This window comes from Gemmatimonadaceae bacterium (genome assembly GCA_037721215.1).
Classification (GTDB): domain Bacteria; phylum Gemmatimonadota; class Gemmatimonadetes; order Gemmatimonadales; family Gemmatimonadaceae; genus UBA4720.
In genome coordinates, this window is record JBBJNV010000029.1 from 1 (window position 1) to 16,727 (window position 16,727).

The 16,727-nt window shown below is 62.7% G+C and carries 13 protein-coding genes and 1 tRNA gene; 10 read left to right on the top strand and 4 right to left on the bottom strand.

The genetic code is table 11. The features are described 5' to 3' along the window. Nucleotides 1-1,198: 1,198 nt before the first annotated feature. The 3 genes from WKF55_14475 to WKF55_14485 all read left to right on the top strand — a co-directional run bounded on the left by WKF55_14475 (nucleotide 1,199) and on the right by WKF55_14485 (nucleotide 2,583). On the top strand, nucleotides 1,199-1,411 hold the full coding sequence (locus WKF55_14475; GenBank protein MEJ7760786.1) for a hypothetical protein: 213 nt from the start codon (nucleotides 1,199-1,201) through the stop codon (nucleotides 1,409-1,411). Continuing rightward, a complete protein-coding gene (locus tag WKF55_14480; GenBank protein ID MEJ7760787.1) occupies nucleotides 1,411-1,755 on the top strand; it encodes an Hsp20/alpha crystallin family protein in 345 nt (114 codons plus the stop codon). Before WKF55_14475 ends, WKF55_14480 begins: the two co-directional genes overlap by 1 nt. A gap of 96 nt (nucleotides 1,756-1,851) precedes the next feature. Continuing rightward, nucleotides 1,852-2,583, top strand: coding sequence for a DUF6766 family protein (locus WKF55_14485; protein MEJ7760788.1), 732 nt, complete (start codon nucleotides 1,852-1,854; stop codon nucleotides 2,581-2,583). Between the two features lie 139 nt (nucleotides 2,584-2,722). Here the strand turns inward: WKF55_14485 and WKF55_14490 are convergent, their stop codons facing one another. Both WKF55_14490 and WKF55_14495 read right to left on the bottom strand, forming a co-directional pair. Then, nucleotides 2,723-2,980 (bottom strand): WGxxGxxG family protein, encoded by a 258-nt coding sequence (locus tag WKF55_14490; protein ID MEJ7760789.1) that lies wholly within the window; start codon nucleotides 2,978-2,980, stop codon nucleotides 2,723-2,725. A gap of 96 nt (nucleotides 2,981-3,076) precedes the next feature. Further along, nucleotides 3,077-4,729, bottom strand: a complete 1,653-nt coding sequence (locus WKF55_14495) for a tetratricopeptide repeat protein (protein ID MEJ7760790.1) — start codon at nucleotides 4,727-4,729, stop codon at nucleotides 3,077-3,079. A 283-nt stretch (nucleotides 4,730-5,012) separates the two neighbouring features. Here WKF55_14495 and WKF55_14500 point away from each other — a divergent pair, with 283 nt between their 5' ends. The 5 genes from WKF55_14500 to WKF55_14520 all read left to right on the top strand — a co-directional run bounded on the left by WKF55_14500 (nucleotide 5,013) and on the right by WKF55_14520 (nucleotide 11,720). Continuing rightward, the gene (locus tag WKF55_14500; protein ID MEJ7760791.1) at nucleotides 5,013-6,815 is read left to right on the top strand and encodes a M28 family peptidase; all 1,803 of its coding nucleotides are present in this window, start codon (nucleotides 5,013-5,015) and stop codon (nucleotides 6,813-6,815) included. A gap of 9 nt (nucleotides 6,816-6,824) precedes the next feature. Further along, nucleotides 6,825-6,897: transfer RNA gene (locus WKF55_14505), tRNA-Arg, on the top strand. 181 nt (nucleotides 6,898-7,078) lie between these two features. After that, nucleotides 7,079-9,244 carry a TonB-dependent receptor gene (locus WKF55_14510; protein MEJ7760792.1) on the top strand — a complete coding sequence of 722 codons (2,166 nt, stop codon included), beginning with the start codon at nucleotides 7,079-7,081 and terminating at the stop codon, nucleotides 9,242-9,244. After that, nucleotides 9,204-10,310 (top strand): hypothetical protein, encoded by a 1,107-nt coding sequence (locus WKF55_14515; protein MEJ7760793.1) that lies wholly within the window; start codon nucleotides 9,204-9,206, stop codon nucleotides 10,308-10,310. Before WKF55_14510 ends, WKF55_14515 begins: the two co-directional genes overlap by 41 nt. Before the next feature lie 126 nt (nucleotides 10,311-10,436). Then, a complete protein-coding gene (locus WKF55_14520) occupies nucleotides 10,437-11,720 on the top strand; it encodes a hypothetical protein (GenBank protein MEJ7760794.1) in 1,284 nt (427 codons plus the stop codon). Nucleotides 11,721-11,796: 76 nt separating this feature from the next. Here WKF55_14520 and WKF55_14525 read toward each other — a convergent pair whose 3' ends face one another. Together WKF55_14525 and WKF55_14530 are read right to left on the bottom strand one after the other, a co-directional pair. Continuing rightward, a complete protein-coding gene (locus tag WKF55_14525; GenBank protein ID MEJ7760795.1) occupies nucleotides 11,797-14,427 on the bottom strand; it encodes a protein kinase in 2,631 nt (876 codons plus the stop codon). Between the two features lie 10 nt (nucleotides 14,428-14,437). Continuing rightward, nucleotides 14,438-15,040, bottom strand: coding sequence for a sigma-70 family RNA polymerase sigma factor (locus tag WKF55_14530; protein ID MEJ7760796.1), 603 nt, complete (start codon nucleotides 15,038-15,040; stop codon nucleotides 14,438-14,440). Nucleotides 15,041-15,173: 133 nt separating this feature from the next. Between WKF55_14530 and WKF55_14535 the strand changes: the two genes are divergently transcribed. Beyond that, nucleotides 15,174-15,548 (top strand): Ig-like domain-containing protein, encoded by a 375-nt coding sequence (locus WKF55_14535; GenBank protein MEJ7760797.1) that lies wholly within the window; start codon nucleotides 15,174-15,176, stop codon nucleotides 15,546-15,548. Between the two features lie 633 nt (nucleotides 15,549-16,181). Beyond that, nucleotides 16,182-16,643 (top strand): hypothetical protein, encoded by a 462-nt coding sequence (locus WKF55_14540; protein ID MEJ7760798.1) that lies wholly within the window; start codon nucleotides 16,182-16,184, stop codon nucleotides 16,641-16,643. Nucleotides 16,644-16,727 lie beyond the last annotated feature (84 nt).

Genomic DNA, 16,727 nt, shown 5'->3' on the forward strand with positions numbered 1-16,727 from the left:
GAGCAACGCATCGCCGGTGGGTAGAGCTCGCCCGGACAAGCCGGGCAGCGCCGATACAAACCGCGGAACAAGACGAATGAGAACTCTTTCTCTTAACCCCTTACAGAAGGGGACATTTCTAATGGCGTAAGAACGGGGACATTTCTAATGGCGCTTGACACGCAACCGAAAAGTGCTTGCCGCGGCCACCATTGCGTCGTACTATAGGTCGCTTCGCATGGAACGGCCCCTGAGCAGCACGACTGCCTGGATTCTCGCTGACGCCCGCGTTTGACGCCAACCGAATCTGAGAACGGCCGGGCTCGGCTCTCCTTCCCACCGCTCGGGCATCGGTAACTCTCTCTCAGGAGGTGTATGATGCACTGCTTCAGAATCACACTGACGGGGCTCACTGCGACGGCTTTACTGCTTGGCTGCGGGGAATCAACAACTCCACTAGAGACCACCCGGCCACCGGCTGACGGCCCGAGAACTACAGCCGCATTGGGCTTCACCTCAACAACAGTGGCTCGCGGAAACGCCGGAATCTTCGACGTCTTCTCGCAAGCCGACGGATACAACGCTCGGCTCAGGTCAACGAGCAATTCGGATGTCTTAGTATCAAATGTTGTCGTGGTTCCTGGGGGGACGTCAGGATGGCACTCCCATCCGGGTCCTGTCGTCATTGTGGTCAAGACCGGCGCGCTCACGTTCTATCACGGTGATGGCCACGGGGGTTGCACGACCAGAGTTTATGAGGCAGGGGGCGTATACTTCGAGAAAGGTGGAGAGATCGGCACCTTGGAAAACGAGGGAGATGTCGAGGGAACACTGACCGTCACGTTCTTCCTTCCGGCGGGGGCGCCAGCGCGTATTGATCAGCCGGCATTAGCAGGGTCCCATTGCCCTCCCTGATTCGCCCGCCATTTGGTTGTTTTCCGCTCTGGCGGCTCCAAAACTGAACTTTCATTCTACAAGCGGCGGCCGGAATCTTACGATCTGGCCGCCGTTTATTTGTATCATATCGTGCAGAACCACGCGTTTGTGCACGGCACAAGCGTACTACTTCTGTCATTTTAACAAGTCCAGTTTGTCCGATTGACAGGCGGATGTGCAACGCACCACCGTCATCCGGTCACACTGGCAGAATCTCCTGGAACGCCCGTTGCTTTTCCAGCACCCGGCTCACCAACAGCATATTCAACCAGGAGGAAGATAGATGCTTTACAGAGCGAGCCTTTCCGCACCCATGTTTGGTCTCCGCCGGGAAATCGACAGACTGTTCGAAGTCACCTTTGCACGGGGTGACGGCGTTACCAACTGGAGTCCAGCGGTAGACGTATCCGAATCGGCCAGTGAATTGAGACTGGAGATCGAGCTGCCCGGCATCCGTCCCGATGACGTCGAGATAACAGCGGAAAACAAAATGTAATGACTGTCCGCGGCGAGAAGAGGGGAGAACGGACAGAGGGTGAGGACAGTCGCTACCATCTCGTCGAGAGAAGCTACGGGTCGTTCACCCGATCTTTCCAGCTTCCGCAAGGGCTCGACGAGTCCAAGATCGAAGCCGAAGCCAACAACGGCATCCTCTCCATCCGCATCCCCAAAGCCGCCTTACCCCAGCCGCGCCGGATTGAGATTGGCAAGGCGGCTGGAAGCAGACGCGGCGGACAAAGCGGCAGGCAGATATCGCAGCAAGACGCAACGCGCGTTACTCAGGGCGCGCAACCCCGTTCGCAAACCGTACGCGCTGAGGCCCCACCCGCCGGCGCCTGACAATCGATCGAGCGATTTGTATGCGCTGTGCCTTCAGGATTTCCAGGCAGTTTCGCGATTGACCGCCCACGCCAGGGCGAGTATATAGGTCGTCCCATGACAACTCTTCACAGCGCTGAGGATCGGCAAACCACCCTCGGCAGAGACGGCGAGAAACGATCACCTGAAGCTGCCGGCTGGATGAAGCGTCACGGCTTATCCCTGGCAATGCTTGCTCTCTTCATTCTCTCGCTGCTCGGGCAGATTGCAGTCGGTCATGCCGACTACAACGACAATGCTTTGCAGCATGGACAACCAGCGATCGCACTTGTGGGCTACCTGGGCTCGGGACACTTCATCGAGGCCGTCTTCGAGAATTGGGAATCGGAATTTCTGCAGATGGCGGCCTTTGTATTCCTCTCCGCGTATCTGTATCAGATAGGCTCGCCGGACTCGCGGAAGCTGGAAGGCGAACCAGAGCTGGACATCGATCCCCGGGAGCAAATAAGAAGCGATTCGCCATGGCCCGTGCGCCGCGGCGGCGTAGTGCTGCGGATCTACGAGCATTCTTTAACCCTCGCGCTGCTGGCTCTGTTTGCAATGTCGTTCCTCCTTCACGCTCATGGCGGCGCTCGTGAATACAGCTCAGAGGAGATGAGCCACGGCGGTTCAGCCGTTTCAACGATTGCCTACATGGGAAAGTCGCGCTTCTGGTTCGAATCGCTGCAGAACTGGCAAAGCGAGTTCCTGTCGGTAGCCGCACTCACGTTGCTTTCGATTTTCCTGCGCCAGCGTCACTCGCCGCAATCCAAGGCGGTCGCTGACCCGCATTCAAAGACAGGCGATTAGTGCGAACCACCTGGTACGTACGGCGGGCTGCATGTGCAGAACGGCGCCGCGGAAACCACGCGACGCCGTTCGAGCAGTACCGAAATCGAAGGACCAAATAAAAGACTACAGATTCAACACTCTTTCTTGAACCTGTGCGTCACGGCGTCCGGGGACGTGTTGTCGTAGCCGGGTCCACATAAACTGTCTTGTCTTCCCGCTTGCGTCCCATGAGGCCAGCGAGGCCGAGCAGCCCGAGCAGGCCCCATGGAAAATCGGTATCGGCCTCTTCAACCGGTACCTGCACCGGGACTGCGCCAGCGTTCATGGCACTGTCCGCGGTAGTCTGAGCTCCCGCCGTCGACGCAAGTGACATGACGAGAGAAAGAACGATAGCAAGCTTGAGTCGATTCACCATCGGGTCACTCCTTTGAGAAAGTTTGAACCAGTAGTCCGCCCCTCAGGCAATCATTGAGCCAAAATACGCGGGGAGGCAAAGGGGTTGCTAAAACCGCTAGAACCGCGATGCCCTGAGCCAGGTGTCCGACCGGGCCCAGGCCGCAGCGAACTGACGATGAACCTCGGCGGCATCTGCAACCCGGCCCTGTTTTGACAATGCCTGTTCCAATCCTATCAGGCTCCATCCGTTCCGCGGCCGGTGATCGAGCGCGGCGCGATAGACCCGCTCGGCGTCCACTGGCCGTCCTCTCTCGAGCAGTGCAGCGCCGAGCCAGTCACTAGCGGAAAAATTGAGCGGCTCGGGTTCATCGTAGCGGAGTTTTTGTTCGAGTAAAACCGCGCGCTCGAACAATGGAATTGCTTCGTCCAGCTTGCCCTGCTTCCGCACCAACTCCCCACGCAGAATGCCGCCCGCAATGCCGAGTATCGATGACGCAGTGTGTCCGCGAAACGACACTGAGTCAGGCGTGGTGCGGCCGGTGCGCTCGACGCGCTCGAGGTACGCGCGCGCATTATCAGCATCCCCCACCCGCAGGTGGGCATATCCCCGCGCGAACTCCCAGAGCCCGCGCTGAAGCGGGTCAGTCGGCGGCGTCTCGAGCTCCAGTATTTCGTCGAACCGGCCGAACCGCAGCAATACCAACGCCCGATAGAAAACACCGCCCGGCACCAGCTTCGCAAAGTCACGAGCGGCCTGCTCAGCTACCGCACCCTGGCCATCCATCGACGCCGAGAAGAGCAGCATATGGAGGTTGTGCGCCGGATAGATCGCGAATCCGCCGCCGGTCGCTGAGCGCTGGTCGGAATGAAATGCAGCCACGTTTGCCCGCACGGCATCGCCCCACCGGCCAATGCGGTTAAACGTATGGGACGGCATATGATTGATGTGGCTCGCACCAGGAATGCTGCTACCGAGCAACTCGGCGCATGATTCAGCGCGGCCGGCATGAGGGGTGGTTTCAGTCGCGTGAACATAGAGGTGACACGCTCCGGGATGAGCGCGATTGCGGGACAGCACGCCTTCGAGAACCTGATGAATCCGCTTGATCGACGGTTTTTCGAGACTCCACACACCGCGCCGCGGCTCGAGCAGCATCAGCGACTCGGCATAAAGCGTAGCGACGTCGTCGTCGCGCGGGAACTTCGCGTGTACACGCGCCATCGCGTCGGAGTAGGTGGAATCCATCCGCGCGCGCTCCGAACGGCGAAAGTCCGGGGCGTAACGGATGGCCATCGCGTCAATCATTGCACGATCCACAGCTCTCGTGTTTGCAGTCACGAGCGCCTTTGCCCGTCGCGCCGCGGAGTAGGCAGCAGCGCCACCCGTTGAATCCATTGGCGCATTCAGGTACGCGCCACGGGCCCAGGCCTCGCCCCAGAAGCATGAGGCGCAGGTCGAATCGCGACGGCCGGCTTCATTAAAGGAGCGTACTGCTTCGCCCTGCGCAAACGCGTACATGAGCTGCATTCCCTGATCGAAATACGACTGAGCGTCACGCGTGACCGTTCCGGCACTGCGAGTGAAAGGTCCGAGTGCGTCGCGATACAGCGGCATTGCGCCACCCTTGCCGGGACCCTGCGCCGCAGCAGTCGGTTGCGAAGCGCCAGGGATGGTGTGCTCGGCGTGTTGCGCGGCAGCGGTCGAGGTTGCGAGAAACAGGAAGAAAGGTGCGAGGACCGGGACTGCGAAAGACAGTTGCGAAGACATGGCAGGGTCAGTTGGCGTGCACGGCAACGGGTACGAACTTTAGTACCAGCGGCCGATGACCGGGCAGCGGCTACCGGCTGTACAAAGTCCCCTCGAACAACTCGGAATTCTAACGCTGGAATACGCCGAATGCATGGCTTATCTCGCTCTATCGCCTGCTGCGCCGGCGCGAAAACTCGTACCTTCAGATAGATCCGGCCGACGTCGACGCCGTGCTGGCACCACACCTGCCTGTGAGACGGAAGCGGCGCACCACCAGAAAAAAACAATCCAGGAAAGACAAATGACAGCAGGCAGTGCGCGGTGTACAGCGCCGACATCATCTACATCAACGGGCAAGCCACCGCGTTGCGAATCACGGGCGAGCACGGCGTCGCTGCAGTTACGGAGGCGGTTCATCGTCCTCGCGATCACGGCGTTGTCATCCGGGGCAATCTCCTGCGCACCGTCAAGCCGTCCCCTGCCCGGCCCCGCCTTACCTGTCCGCACGACAAAAGACATCACGACCGCCGATGTCCGCGCCCGCATCTTTATCGTGGCCGACGACTCGATGCTCGGCCGACAATCGGCTACCCGTGGCAATTTTATGATGACGCAATATCTCGCGTCGGAGTCAGCAAGGCTCGGCCTGGAGCCCGGTGGGGAAAATGGGACGTGGTTCCAGACATTGCCGCTCGTTCGACGGTCCGCCGATTCGGCATCGTTCATCAGGGCTGGGGGGATGGCGCTGGGTCTGTTCACCGGGTTTGCTCCAATCAGACCGACTCTCACCTTGCGGCTTGGCGCCCGTCTCGCCGTGGACAGCGCCGTGGCGATTTACGGCGGGCGCGCCGGCGATACCGTTGCTGTGATTTCCGCCAGTGACGCTGCGGGACGCATTGTCGTGCTGGACGCGCCGCTTGACGTGAACAGCCGGCCGAGCGGTGTCTATGCCGCCTCGGCCACGGTTGCGGTGCGGCAGTTCCCGGGCGCTGCGGCGATTGCCATCGCTGCTCTCGACTACGTCACACCGGCAACTGCAACGAGCCTGAGAGGGCGAGGCGTCGGAGTCATCAATACCACGGCCGATTCGAATCCAGTGGGGCTCCTTGTGTCGCGGGCTGCCGCTGCGCAGCTGATGCGCGCTCCGCTGGAGAATATGCGGGTTGGACAGATCGGGTCAAAGGTTCAGGCGCGAGTGGGATTCACCGACCTGCCGGCGCAGGCGCCCGCGCGAAACGTCATTGCGATACTTCGCGGGTCTGACCCGCGATTGCGCAACGAATTCGTTGCTGTCGGCGCACACAACGATCACCTCGGGACAGCGACGCGGCCCGTTGATCATGATTCTCTCCGCGCCTATAACCGCGTCATGCGGCCGGAGGGCGCGCAGACGGCAGCAGCAGTGCCGAAGCCCGAGCAAATCGCACGTATCGCGGTGATTCTCGATAGCCTTCGCCAACGTTCGCCGGCGCGGGCAGATTCCATCTACAATGGTGCTGACGACGACGGCTCCGGCTCTGTGGCCGCGCTCGAAATCGCCGAGTCGCTCGCTGCCGGGCCTCGTCCGAGACGATCTATCGTTTTCGTATGGCACACCGCCGAAGAGGCCGGGTTACTGGGTTCCGCCTGGTTCACCGAGAACCCTACAATTCCGCGTGAATCGATCGTTGCGCAGCTCAACATGGACATGGTTGGACGGGGCTCGGCTGCGGATGTACCGAAGGGCGGCCCGCGGAATTTGCAGGTGATCGGATCGAGGCGGCTTTCGACCGACCTGGGGAATGTCGTCGATTCGGTGAATGCGAGGAGCCGTGAGCCGTATCTGATCGACTACTCGTTCGATACGCCGCGGCATCCCCTTAACCGCTATTGCCGGAGCGATCATTACATGTATGCGCGGTACGGAATTCCGATCACATATTTTTCTCGCGGATATCATATGGACTACCATCAGCTCACAGATGAACCGCAGTACATCAACTATGAAGGGCTGACCAAGGTTGCTGGTTTCGTAAAGAATGTGGCCGTGGCGCTTGCCAATCGGGACGATAGAGTGGTGGTCGATAAGGCCCGGCCTGATTTGCGGGCACCCTGCCGGCAGTAGATTGCATCAGCGCTCGTAGCTCAACGGATAGAGCATCTGACTTCGGATCAGAAGGTTGGGGGTTCGAGCCCCTCCGGGCGCATCGCATAAAATCCATAAGGGGCAGTGACCTAGACAGTCGACGGCCCCCTTTTTACTGCCGCCACAATTTGCTGGTACTACCAAAGTGCTACAGCATGGGCGAACCCGGTAATCGTGGCGCGCGACTTTTCTTGACAGTCATATACCGTCGGTCTAACGTGGGCAGACGGGAGGTCCGACGAATGGCTGAACTCCGCCTGCACACCATGCGTCGGAGTGCAGTTTGGCTGCGAACGATTCTGTTGGGCATATCGGTTTGGGGGGGCGCGCTTTCCATAGGCGCGCGAAAGGCGTCCGCACAGGGAATCACCACGGCCGCCATTCATGGAACAGTAGACTCCGAGGACGGCGCCAGCATCGATGGAGCGCGGGTCCGCGTTATCTCGTCCGCCACCGGATTTGTCCTCGACACGCGCGTTCGACACGGCCGCTTTCTCGCGCAGGGGCTCGAGGTGGGTGGCCCATATGTTGTCGAGATTCGGCAGATCGGCTTCGTCCCTCAGCGGAGCGCGCCCCTCTATGTCACGCTCGGGGAACCGCTGCGCGTTCGATTCGTTTTGCGGCCACGTCCGGTCGCGCTCGACACTGTGGTAGTCGCGGGTCGCGTGCGTGACGCGTCGGCGTCAGCAAGCGGCGCGACTACAGTGATTCCGGAAGCGATGGTCCACCGACTGCCCACGCTGAACCGCAACTTCTATGATTTTGTGGCGCTGGCGCCGCAGGTCTCCACAAAGGTCGGATTGCAGCGGAGCGGCGTGTCCGCCGCGGGCGCGAACCTTCGGTTCAATAGCTTTCTCATCAACGGCGCGGACGAGCGCTTCGTAAACGGGAGCGTTTCGGCGGCCGCCAGCGTCGGCAAATCCATCCCCCTCGACGCGGTGAAGGAGTTCCAGGTGCTGATCGCGCCGTACGACGTCCGGTACGGGGATTTCGCGGGCGCTCTGGTCAACACAGTCACGCAATCCGGCACGAACGACTTTCACGGCTCAGCGTTCGCCTATTGGCGGAACGACCGGCTCGCGCGTGGGGGCGAGCTCGCGCCGCCATTGCCATATGACCGGCTCCAATACGGCTTCTCCGCCGGCGGGCCAATCGTGCGAGACCGGGCGCACTTTTTCATAGCGCCGGAAATCCAACGCCTGACTTCCCCTGCGCCGGGACCGTACGTCGGCCAGCCCTCTGCGGCGGCGCCGGCAGTCCCGGTACGCGAGGCCGATCTCGATCGCATGGGGCAGATCATGCGCGGGTACGGCCTGGAAGCCGGGTCGGCGGGCGCGGTCAAAAACGACACGCCGCTGAGAAATCTGTTCGCTCGAATTGACGCAACGATCCCCGGTTGGAACAGCCGTGCGATGGGATTCGTGCGCTACGGCCGCATGGAGAGCGATCAGTTTTCACGGGCCGCGCGCGACACTTTTTACCTGTCGAGCTATCAGTCCGCCTCGGCGACCCAGGTGCTACTCACTTCCATCCAGCTCCACACTACGCTGCCCCGCATGGGCGGCGGGCACAACGAACTGGTAATGTCCCAGGCAACTGACCGCTCTGGTCCCATGCCGGATGTCGCGCAGCCGCTCGTGCGCGTCCTGGTCCCGGGCGCGAGCGGTGGTGCCGTTACGATCACCACCGGGACGCCCGAGCAGGCGCAGGGGAGGTTCGCCCGCTCGCAGTCGTTCCGCATTCGCGACGAGCTGACCCTTCCGTGGGGCGGCAGGCACATGCTGCTGCTCGGCGCGCAGGGCGAGGGCTTTCGGGTGCAGCGCGGCGCACTGCGCAGATACGGTACCTGGATGTTCGCCAGCCTCGATGACCTGGCGGCCGGACGCGCCGAGCGGTTCGAGCTGCGCAGGGATCTGAGTGGCGCAAGCGCCCCATTGGAGGGAAGGCAGTACGCGTTGTACGTCGGAAATGAATGGCACGCCGGCGATCGACTTTCCATAACGACGGGCGTTCGCGCCGACGTGATGCGTCTCGACTCGCGTGCGCCGTACAACCCCGTGGTAGACTCGATCTTCGCGCGCCGCACTGACGAGATGCCTCGCAGCCGGGCGCACATTTCTCCGCGCCTCGGATTCAGCTGGGACCTCTTCGGCCACGGCCGCGACCGTATCCGAGGCGGGATCGGCGTCTTCACCGGGCGCCCGCCGCTGGCCTGGTTCGTTCCAGCAATTTTGAGCTACGGCCTCGGAATCGAAACCCTCAGATGCGGGCCCTTACCGACCGACGCCGGCCCCGCGCCGGCATTCATCCCCGAGTCCGCTCACCGCTCGCTCAGGGGAAGTGGATCTGCTCGATCGGACTCTGCGAATGGCGCAATCGCTGCGAGGGTCCGTTGCGTACGACCGTAAGCTGCCGTGGGGACTGCTGGCTACCGGTGAAGCTCTCGTCAGTCGCGGTCTTTCGGATTTCATGTTCGTGAACCTGAATCTGCGCGGCCCGCAGGCGGAAGATCGCTTCGGCCGGGTATTGTACGGCACCATCGGCGCGAACGGCGTTCCAGCGCCGGCGCTGCGCGCGGGCCGCTTCTCCGAGGTGATAGATCTGAGAAACACCGGGCGGAATTACTCGCAGCAGCTTTCGGCGCGCGTGGAAAGGCGGTTGGCGGGTGGGGTGGGGGGGAGCGTGTCGTACACGCATTCGCGCGTGCGGGACGTGCAGTCACCGAGCCGCGTCAACAGCCCGGGGATCATCCTGTGGGCCGACGCGCGCGCCACGTCAGGCCGCCACGAGGACGCAGCTCGCGGTATTTCCCTGAACGACATACCGCACCGCGCAACTGCGGCGCTCGCGTACGCCGCGCCCTGGCTGCGCCGCGCTACCACGTTCGCATTTTATTACGTAGGCGAATCGGGCGGACCCTTCACCTACCTCGCGACGGGCGTAAACCGCCGGGGGGACCTCAATGCCGACGGGTCGAACGCGAACGATCCTATCTACGTTCCCCGCGACGCGCGCGATCCAGCGGAGATGCTGTTCTTGCCATTTTCCGTGCCGGCTGCTGGGCCGGGTGCGTCCACCGGTACGGTCACCGTGGAGCAGCAGGCGGATGCGTTCGAGCAACGTATCGAGCGCACGCCCTGCCTCAGAATACAGCGAGGACGCATCCTCGAGCGCAACAGCTGCCGCGAGCCGTGGTCGCATACGACGATCGCGTCAGTGCGCCACACGGTCCCGGTCGGTACCCGCGCGGTAGAGGCGCAGCTCGAGGTTTCCAACGTGCTCAACCTGTTGAGCGGGCGGTGGGGGCGCTATCGCGTAGCGGATCCGCGGATCCTCGAGCACGTCGGGCAGACAACAGGAGCAGCGGGAGCGACCCAGCCCATTTTCCGCTTTGACGCAACGCGGCCGGATTGGACGACTGTCCAGGCCGAGTCCGCCTTCCAGCTCCAGCTCGCGCTGCGGTACCGCTTCTAGGGAACGCGGCGCGCGCCGGCCCCCGCTCTGGATGGCCCTTTTACATGAACCCGGTGTGATGTGAAGCAGGGAGACGCTACCCCCGGGAACGCGCACACTCAAAAACGCCCTTCCAGAGGAAGATCCATGACCGCTCAAGATTCCAGGTTGCCGCGCCTGTTCGCGGTGCTCGAATTCGTGCGACAGCGCCAGGTCGCGCGGCGATTGGCTTCCGTGCTGACGCTGGCGGCGGCGGCATGTACAGATATTTTCGAGCCCCCGGCCTCCCGAATCGCGCCGGTCGAAGGAAATAATCAGTTCGGCCTTGCCGGCCTGGCGCTGGCAAAGCCCCTGTCGGTCAAACTCACGGATTCCTTTCTCAACCCGATAGCGGGGGTTCCGGTCAGGTTCGACATCGTGGCCGGTGGCGGCACGATTGCCGGCGGAACCGCGACGACGAGCGCCGCGGGGATCGCCACATCCGGCGCATGGACCCTAGGATCGCGTGGCCCACAGCAAGTGAGGGCGCGGTCGCAAGGCACCGAGGTTGTCTTTGACGCCCGAGCCTGTGCGTCCATCGCGTGGGGCTGCGATGACCCCGAAGCTGCCCAATCGGTCATCATCTTCGCCGGGGGGCCGGGCAACCTCTTTCGCTCTGCCGTCGATAATCCGAAGCCGGTGCAGATCACGCAGAGCATGAGCGGAGATACTCACGTTAGGAATCCTGAGTGGTCTCCCGACGGATCTCGCGTCGCCTTCGTGCGGTTCGCTCAAAACCGTTTCGACATTCACATCATCAGGGCGGGCGGCGAGTTGACCCCGCGCACGACCGATGGGAACTATTTTCATCCAACATGGTCACCCGATGGCCGACAGCTCGCCGTGGCCAAGCTGGAGCCAATGGGATTCGGCATCTACGTGATGAGCGCCGACGCCGATGGCAAGCCGCCGCTCCGGCTCACAGCGGGGTGGAATCCAACGTGGTCGCCTGACGGATTGCGCATCGCATTCGACAATAACCGGGGGGGCATCGATCGCGTCAACGTGGATGGCACAGGCCTGACATCACTCATTTCGGCGGGTAATGGTCGCGGGTTCAGTGGCCCGGCCTGGTCGCCCGACGGTCGTAGCATCGCCGTCATGGTTATCGAGAACAACTGCGACTTGGATGAGGAGGGGGGGGGGAGCTGCGACACCGCCATCGGAGTGTTAGAGCCCGGCGCCACCGAAATACGACTGATCGCTCGTGGCCCGAAGGGACGTTCCTCCGTCTCGGAGCCTACATGGTCGCCGGATGGGAGCACAATCGCCTTCACTAAGGAGTCGTTCGGAATAAATGGATGGTCTATGTCCGTTTCGGCGGTTCAGGTGGACGGCACCAACGAGCGCATGCTCATCGCTAATGGTGCGAGCCCGACATGGCGCCGCTGATGCGCTCACCTGAGTCAGAGCGGGCTTGCGGCTGCATACTTTCGTCAGGGAGCCAACCCGCATGGAGACCGTAGCGCTACTGCCTCGGCATACGCAGTCGCCTCTTGAGCCGCTCGAACCGCGAATCGCGGCGTAGGTCCGCGAACATCGGACCCATGAGGTATATCCGTACGCTGCCTTCGTCAACCGCTTTGTCCAGCCACGCGAAGGCCCTGTCGTACTCACCGAGCCCCGCGTAAATCGTCGCGATCCCGAAGGCACCATCACTGCGCTTGCGTCCGGCCTGGAGGTCCGAGAGGATAGCAGTCGCTTCCTCACGCTCGCCTGACCGCGCCAGCGCATATCCGAGAAACGCCAATGCGGCCCCCGATGATGCCGATTGTGCCTCCACGGCCCAGCGGAACTCGGCGATGGCTTCACGCCACATCTCCTTTTCCGCGTAGCACTGCCCGCGTATCACCCCGGCCACGCTGGCCGGCGGGCTCAGGGATTTCAGCGGGAGCAGTCGTTGCAGCGCCTCGTCACAACGACCGTTAACCATCAGCGCCAGCGCCAGCTCCCGTATCGCAGAGGCAGAGAGCGGGTCTGTCTGTTCGCCTATCTTCGCAGCGGCCAGCTGCTCGGCTGGCCGCTGGAGCCACATGTATACTCGCGCCAGGCCTTCATACCCGCGACGCACGTTCGGATCGAGCGCGACGGCGCGCTCCAGCTCCGCTTCGGCCGCCGCGTATTGCCGATCGGCCTGCAGCGTCCAGCCGAGCGCGACCCGGGCTTCGGCAAGAGAGCTGTCGAGCGCTACGGCTTTGAGCGCTGCCTCGTGAGCCTTTGCGATCCAATCGCGTCGAGTCTGCTCCGGACCTGTCCACCCCAAATAACGGTGTGCCAGCGCGGCGTATGCGGCGGCGAAGTTTGAATCGGCCGCGATGGCGCGATTGAAGTAATCCAGGCCTTGCTGGCGCCCCACGTCGCTGCGCAACAAGGCCGTGTTCATCCCTCGCAAGTACCACTCGTACGCCGCGACGTTCGGGGTGTAGCGGCGGGGCGCGCTCGCGGCGGCGCTCGCGCTGGAGCCCCCCGCGCTCCCCAGCCGAACATCAAGCTCGCGTGCGACTGCGCGCGCGATGTCGTCCTGCATTGCGAAGATGTCGCCGAGCCCCCGGTCATAGGTTTCCGACCACCGGGTGGAACCGTCGCGCGCATCCACCAGCCGAATCTGCATTCGCAGCCGCGACCCAGCCGTCTGAATTCCCCCTTCGAGCACGTGCGACACGCGCAGGCTTTCCGCGATCTGGCGTACATCCATGTTCCGACCTCTGAGCGCGAAAACCGATGTGCTCGCGATCACCCGGACGTTGCCAGCTCTGCTTATCGTTGCGATCAGCTCTTCCGTCATGCCGTCCGCCAGCGCCGCGCCGCGCGTGTCAGTGCTGAGATTCATGAGAGGCAGCACTGCGATCGAAGGCGCCGTACCCGTCGGCGGCAGATCCAGTTCAATTGAGGCGCGGCGCAGCTGTGTCGCCCCAAACACCACAAGCGCCAGCGCCAGTGCGCCGAGGGCATACGCCATTTGTCGCCGCGACTGCTTTGACGTTGATCCGTTCGCGGGGGCTTGTGAGCTTGCGGACTGTCCTACGTTGGTGGGCAGTGACTCGAGGCTCGCAAGAACCGCCGCCGCGCTCGCCGGTCGCGCCGCCGGTTCCTGCGCCAGGCAGCTCATCACCAGCTCCGCAAGCTCCGGCGGACAGTCCGGTCTGCTTACGCGAGCCGGAACGGCGTTGAGGCGCGCGAGCACGATCTCGCGCGTCGATTCACCGCGGAAGGGAGACCGCCCTTCCAGCATTTCGTACATCACGAGGCCGGCGGCGTAGATGTCCACGCGATGGCTGGCGTCGCGGTCCCCCGTGACCTGCTCGGGCGCCATGTATGCTGGAGTCCCGATCGTCAGGCCGGTAGCGGTCGCGTCGGCGTCACTGGTCGCGGCCTCGAGCGCGCGGGCAATCCCGAAGTCGGTGACGAGTGCGTTCCTCTCTCCGACAAGAATGTTCGCCGGCTTGATGTCGCGGTGCATCACTCCTTTGCTGTGCGCGTACGACAGGGCGTCCAGCACGTCGCTCCAGATCCGCACCGCATCCCGCGTTTCCAGAGCGCCGTCGCGCGCCAGCCGCGCGCGCAGGGACTCGCCCGCAACGAACGGCATGGTGTAGTACAGCAGCGCCCCCTCTGACTCGCTCGCCAGCACCGGCACTATGTGCGAATGTTGCAGCTGCGCAGCGAACTGAATTTCGCGTCGGAACCGATCCGTGCTCACGCTTACAGCCAGTTCGGGTGGAAGCACCTTGATCACTACCTTGCGGCCGAGCTTGATCTCCTCCGCCAGGAAGACGCGGCTCATCGATCCGCCACCGAGCTCGCGCTCGAACCGGTAGCTGCCGGCCAGCGCCGCTTCGAGCTGCGCAGGCAGCGCCGGGTCGGCACCCGAGCCAGAGGTTCCCGCAACCGCAGCGTACGCGGGAGAGACAATCCTGGCGCCGAGATCTTCGAAATACCCGCCGGCTGAGTCGTGCGCTGCGAGCAGAGAGTCGAGCTCCTGTCTGAGCGCTGCGTCGCCGGCGCACGCGCTCTCCAGAAATTCGGCGCGCCGGGATTGCGGCACGGGTAGCGCCTGGTCGAACAGGGTGATGAGTCGCTCCAACCGGGAATCGTCCATGCGCCTTGGCCTAACCGCCGGCGCCGGGCTCGAGCTGCATTTCGCGCAGGAGCCACGCGCGCGCGAAGGTCCAGTCGCGCTTGGCGGTGCGGGGTGAAATCCCGAGCGCGGCCGCGGTATCGTCTACGCTCAGGCCTCCGAAGAAGCGGCATTCCACGACACGCGCCTGTCGTTCGGCAACCTGCTCCAGTCGCTTGAGCGCGACATCGAGCACCTCGAGTGTCTCGGCGTGGTCGTCGGTGATCGCGATCTGCGCGGCAAGGTCGTGCGTCGGACCGAGGCTGATGTGTACGGCGTCGCCGCCGCGTTTCTGCCTGTGACGATCGCGAGCGTAGTTGCACAGTATGTGGCGCATCGCCTTCGCGGCAACCGAGAAGAAGTGAGTTCGGCTTTCGGCGGGCAGTCGTTCCTGATCAACTAGCTTCAGGTACGCCTCGTGTACGAGTGCCGTCGTATTGAGCGTGATATCTCCGTGCCACATCCGCCGTTGATGATGTGCGAGCCGGCTCAGCTCGTCATAGACGAGCGGAAATAGGGTGTCGAGCGCATCGCGGTTTCCGCGCTCGACCGCCCGGAGCAGACCAGTGATGGAATCCTGTGGCGATGGGAGCATCGGTCCTGTCATGGCCCCTGTGAGGCGGGCACGGTGTGGTGTGAGTCAGTGGGACGGTACATCATCCGACTCGCACACTCAAGAGACGTAAGGCCGTTGCTTCAATGGCTGAGCCATTTTCAGAGGAAAATTCGTGACCGGTCAGGATTCCGTGTTCCCGCGCATGCTCGCTGTTCTCGAATTCGTGCGACAGCGCCAGGTCGCGCGGCGATTGGCCTTCGTGCTGATGCTGGCGGCGGCGGCATGTACAGTTACTTTCGAGCCCCCGGCTTCCCGGATCGCGCCGGTCGAAGGAAATAATCAGTTCGGCCTTGCCGGCTTGGCGCTGGTAAAGCCCCTGTCGGTCAAACTCACGGATTCCTTTCTCAACCCGATAGCGGGGGTTCCGGTCAGGTTCGACATCGTGGCCGGTGGCGGCACCATTGCCGGCGTAACCACTACGACGAGCGCCGCGGGGATCGCCACATCCGGCGCCTGGACCCTGGGATCGCGCGGCCACAGCAAGTGAGGGCGCGGTCGCAAGGCACCGAGGTTGTCTTTGACGCCGGCTGTATCCGGCGCGAATAGCCGCCTGAGTAGCGTTCAAATCGACGAGATACTCATCCACGAACCGTTGCTGCTTTTGAGTTAAACCACTCAGCATCAGAGTATTTCCAATTTCCAGTGGGGTTTCCTGCGGCTTTCTTCGCTCACGGAGGAATCCGGCAGGGGGCCGTTTGTAGGGCCGTTTCGAACGGCAAAGTGTGGCGGGAATGTCGGGATTCTACGGCACCGACGCTCGTAGTCCTTCTGAAGTCCGGCAGAATATCGTTAATGGTTTCCCCCTGCCGCTGACTTCGGATCAGAAGGATGGGGGTTCGAGCCCCTCCGGGCGCATTTTCCTCTCTCGTCGCCTCCCTGCCCCCCGGTGCTCGGAGGCGATTCTTCGTTCCAGCTGCCTGCAGACCACGAGGACCGCGATGCTCTCCTTTCAGCGGTCGACACTGATTTAACCCGTTGTCTACGTCATCTGACGTATTTGAAGCCGCCGCAAATCGACGACCTTGTTCCGGAGCAGCAGCGAATAAGAGGCCTGCCGACGACGAGTGCCGTTCAATCTGATCTGCACCACTGCTACCCAATCTCCCTCGAGGAGTCGAAGATGCGTTTCCCTTTACTTTTCTGCGCGATTCTCCCGTTTGTGTCAAACACCTCGGCGGCGCAGGCATCGATCCCCGACCTAAGCGTCGGCACCCGCGTCCGCATCAGCGCCCCTGAGATATTGCCGCGCAGGTTCATTGGGGCCGTGTCAGAGCTCGATCAGGCCTCATTGAAAATCGCCGAGCAGAAAACCGGCGACCAGATCGTCGTTCCCTTCTCTGCCCTCAAGTCAGTAGAGCTCAGCACGGGCCGGAGCCGCGGCAGTGGAGCATGGCGAGGTGCCGTCATTGGGCTGCTGGCGGGCGTCGGACTTGGCGTGGCATGTGTTTCCATTTGCGACACGGGAAACGACGCGAATCTGGCACCCGCAGCAGGCCTTCTTTTCGGGCCCCCGGCGGGAGCCGTCCTGGGGGCAATTATCGGCAAGGAAAGTTGGCAGAAAGTGTCAATCCTCAACCGCTAAGGATGCAGATCCGGTCGGTCATCGCATCGTCCCGGCGGCGTCATCGCATCCTGCCGGGCGTGATCGCCCAGGATCCGGCAGGCG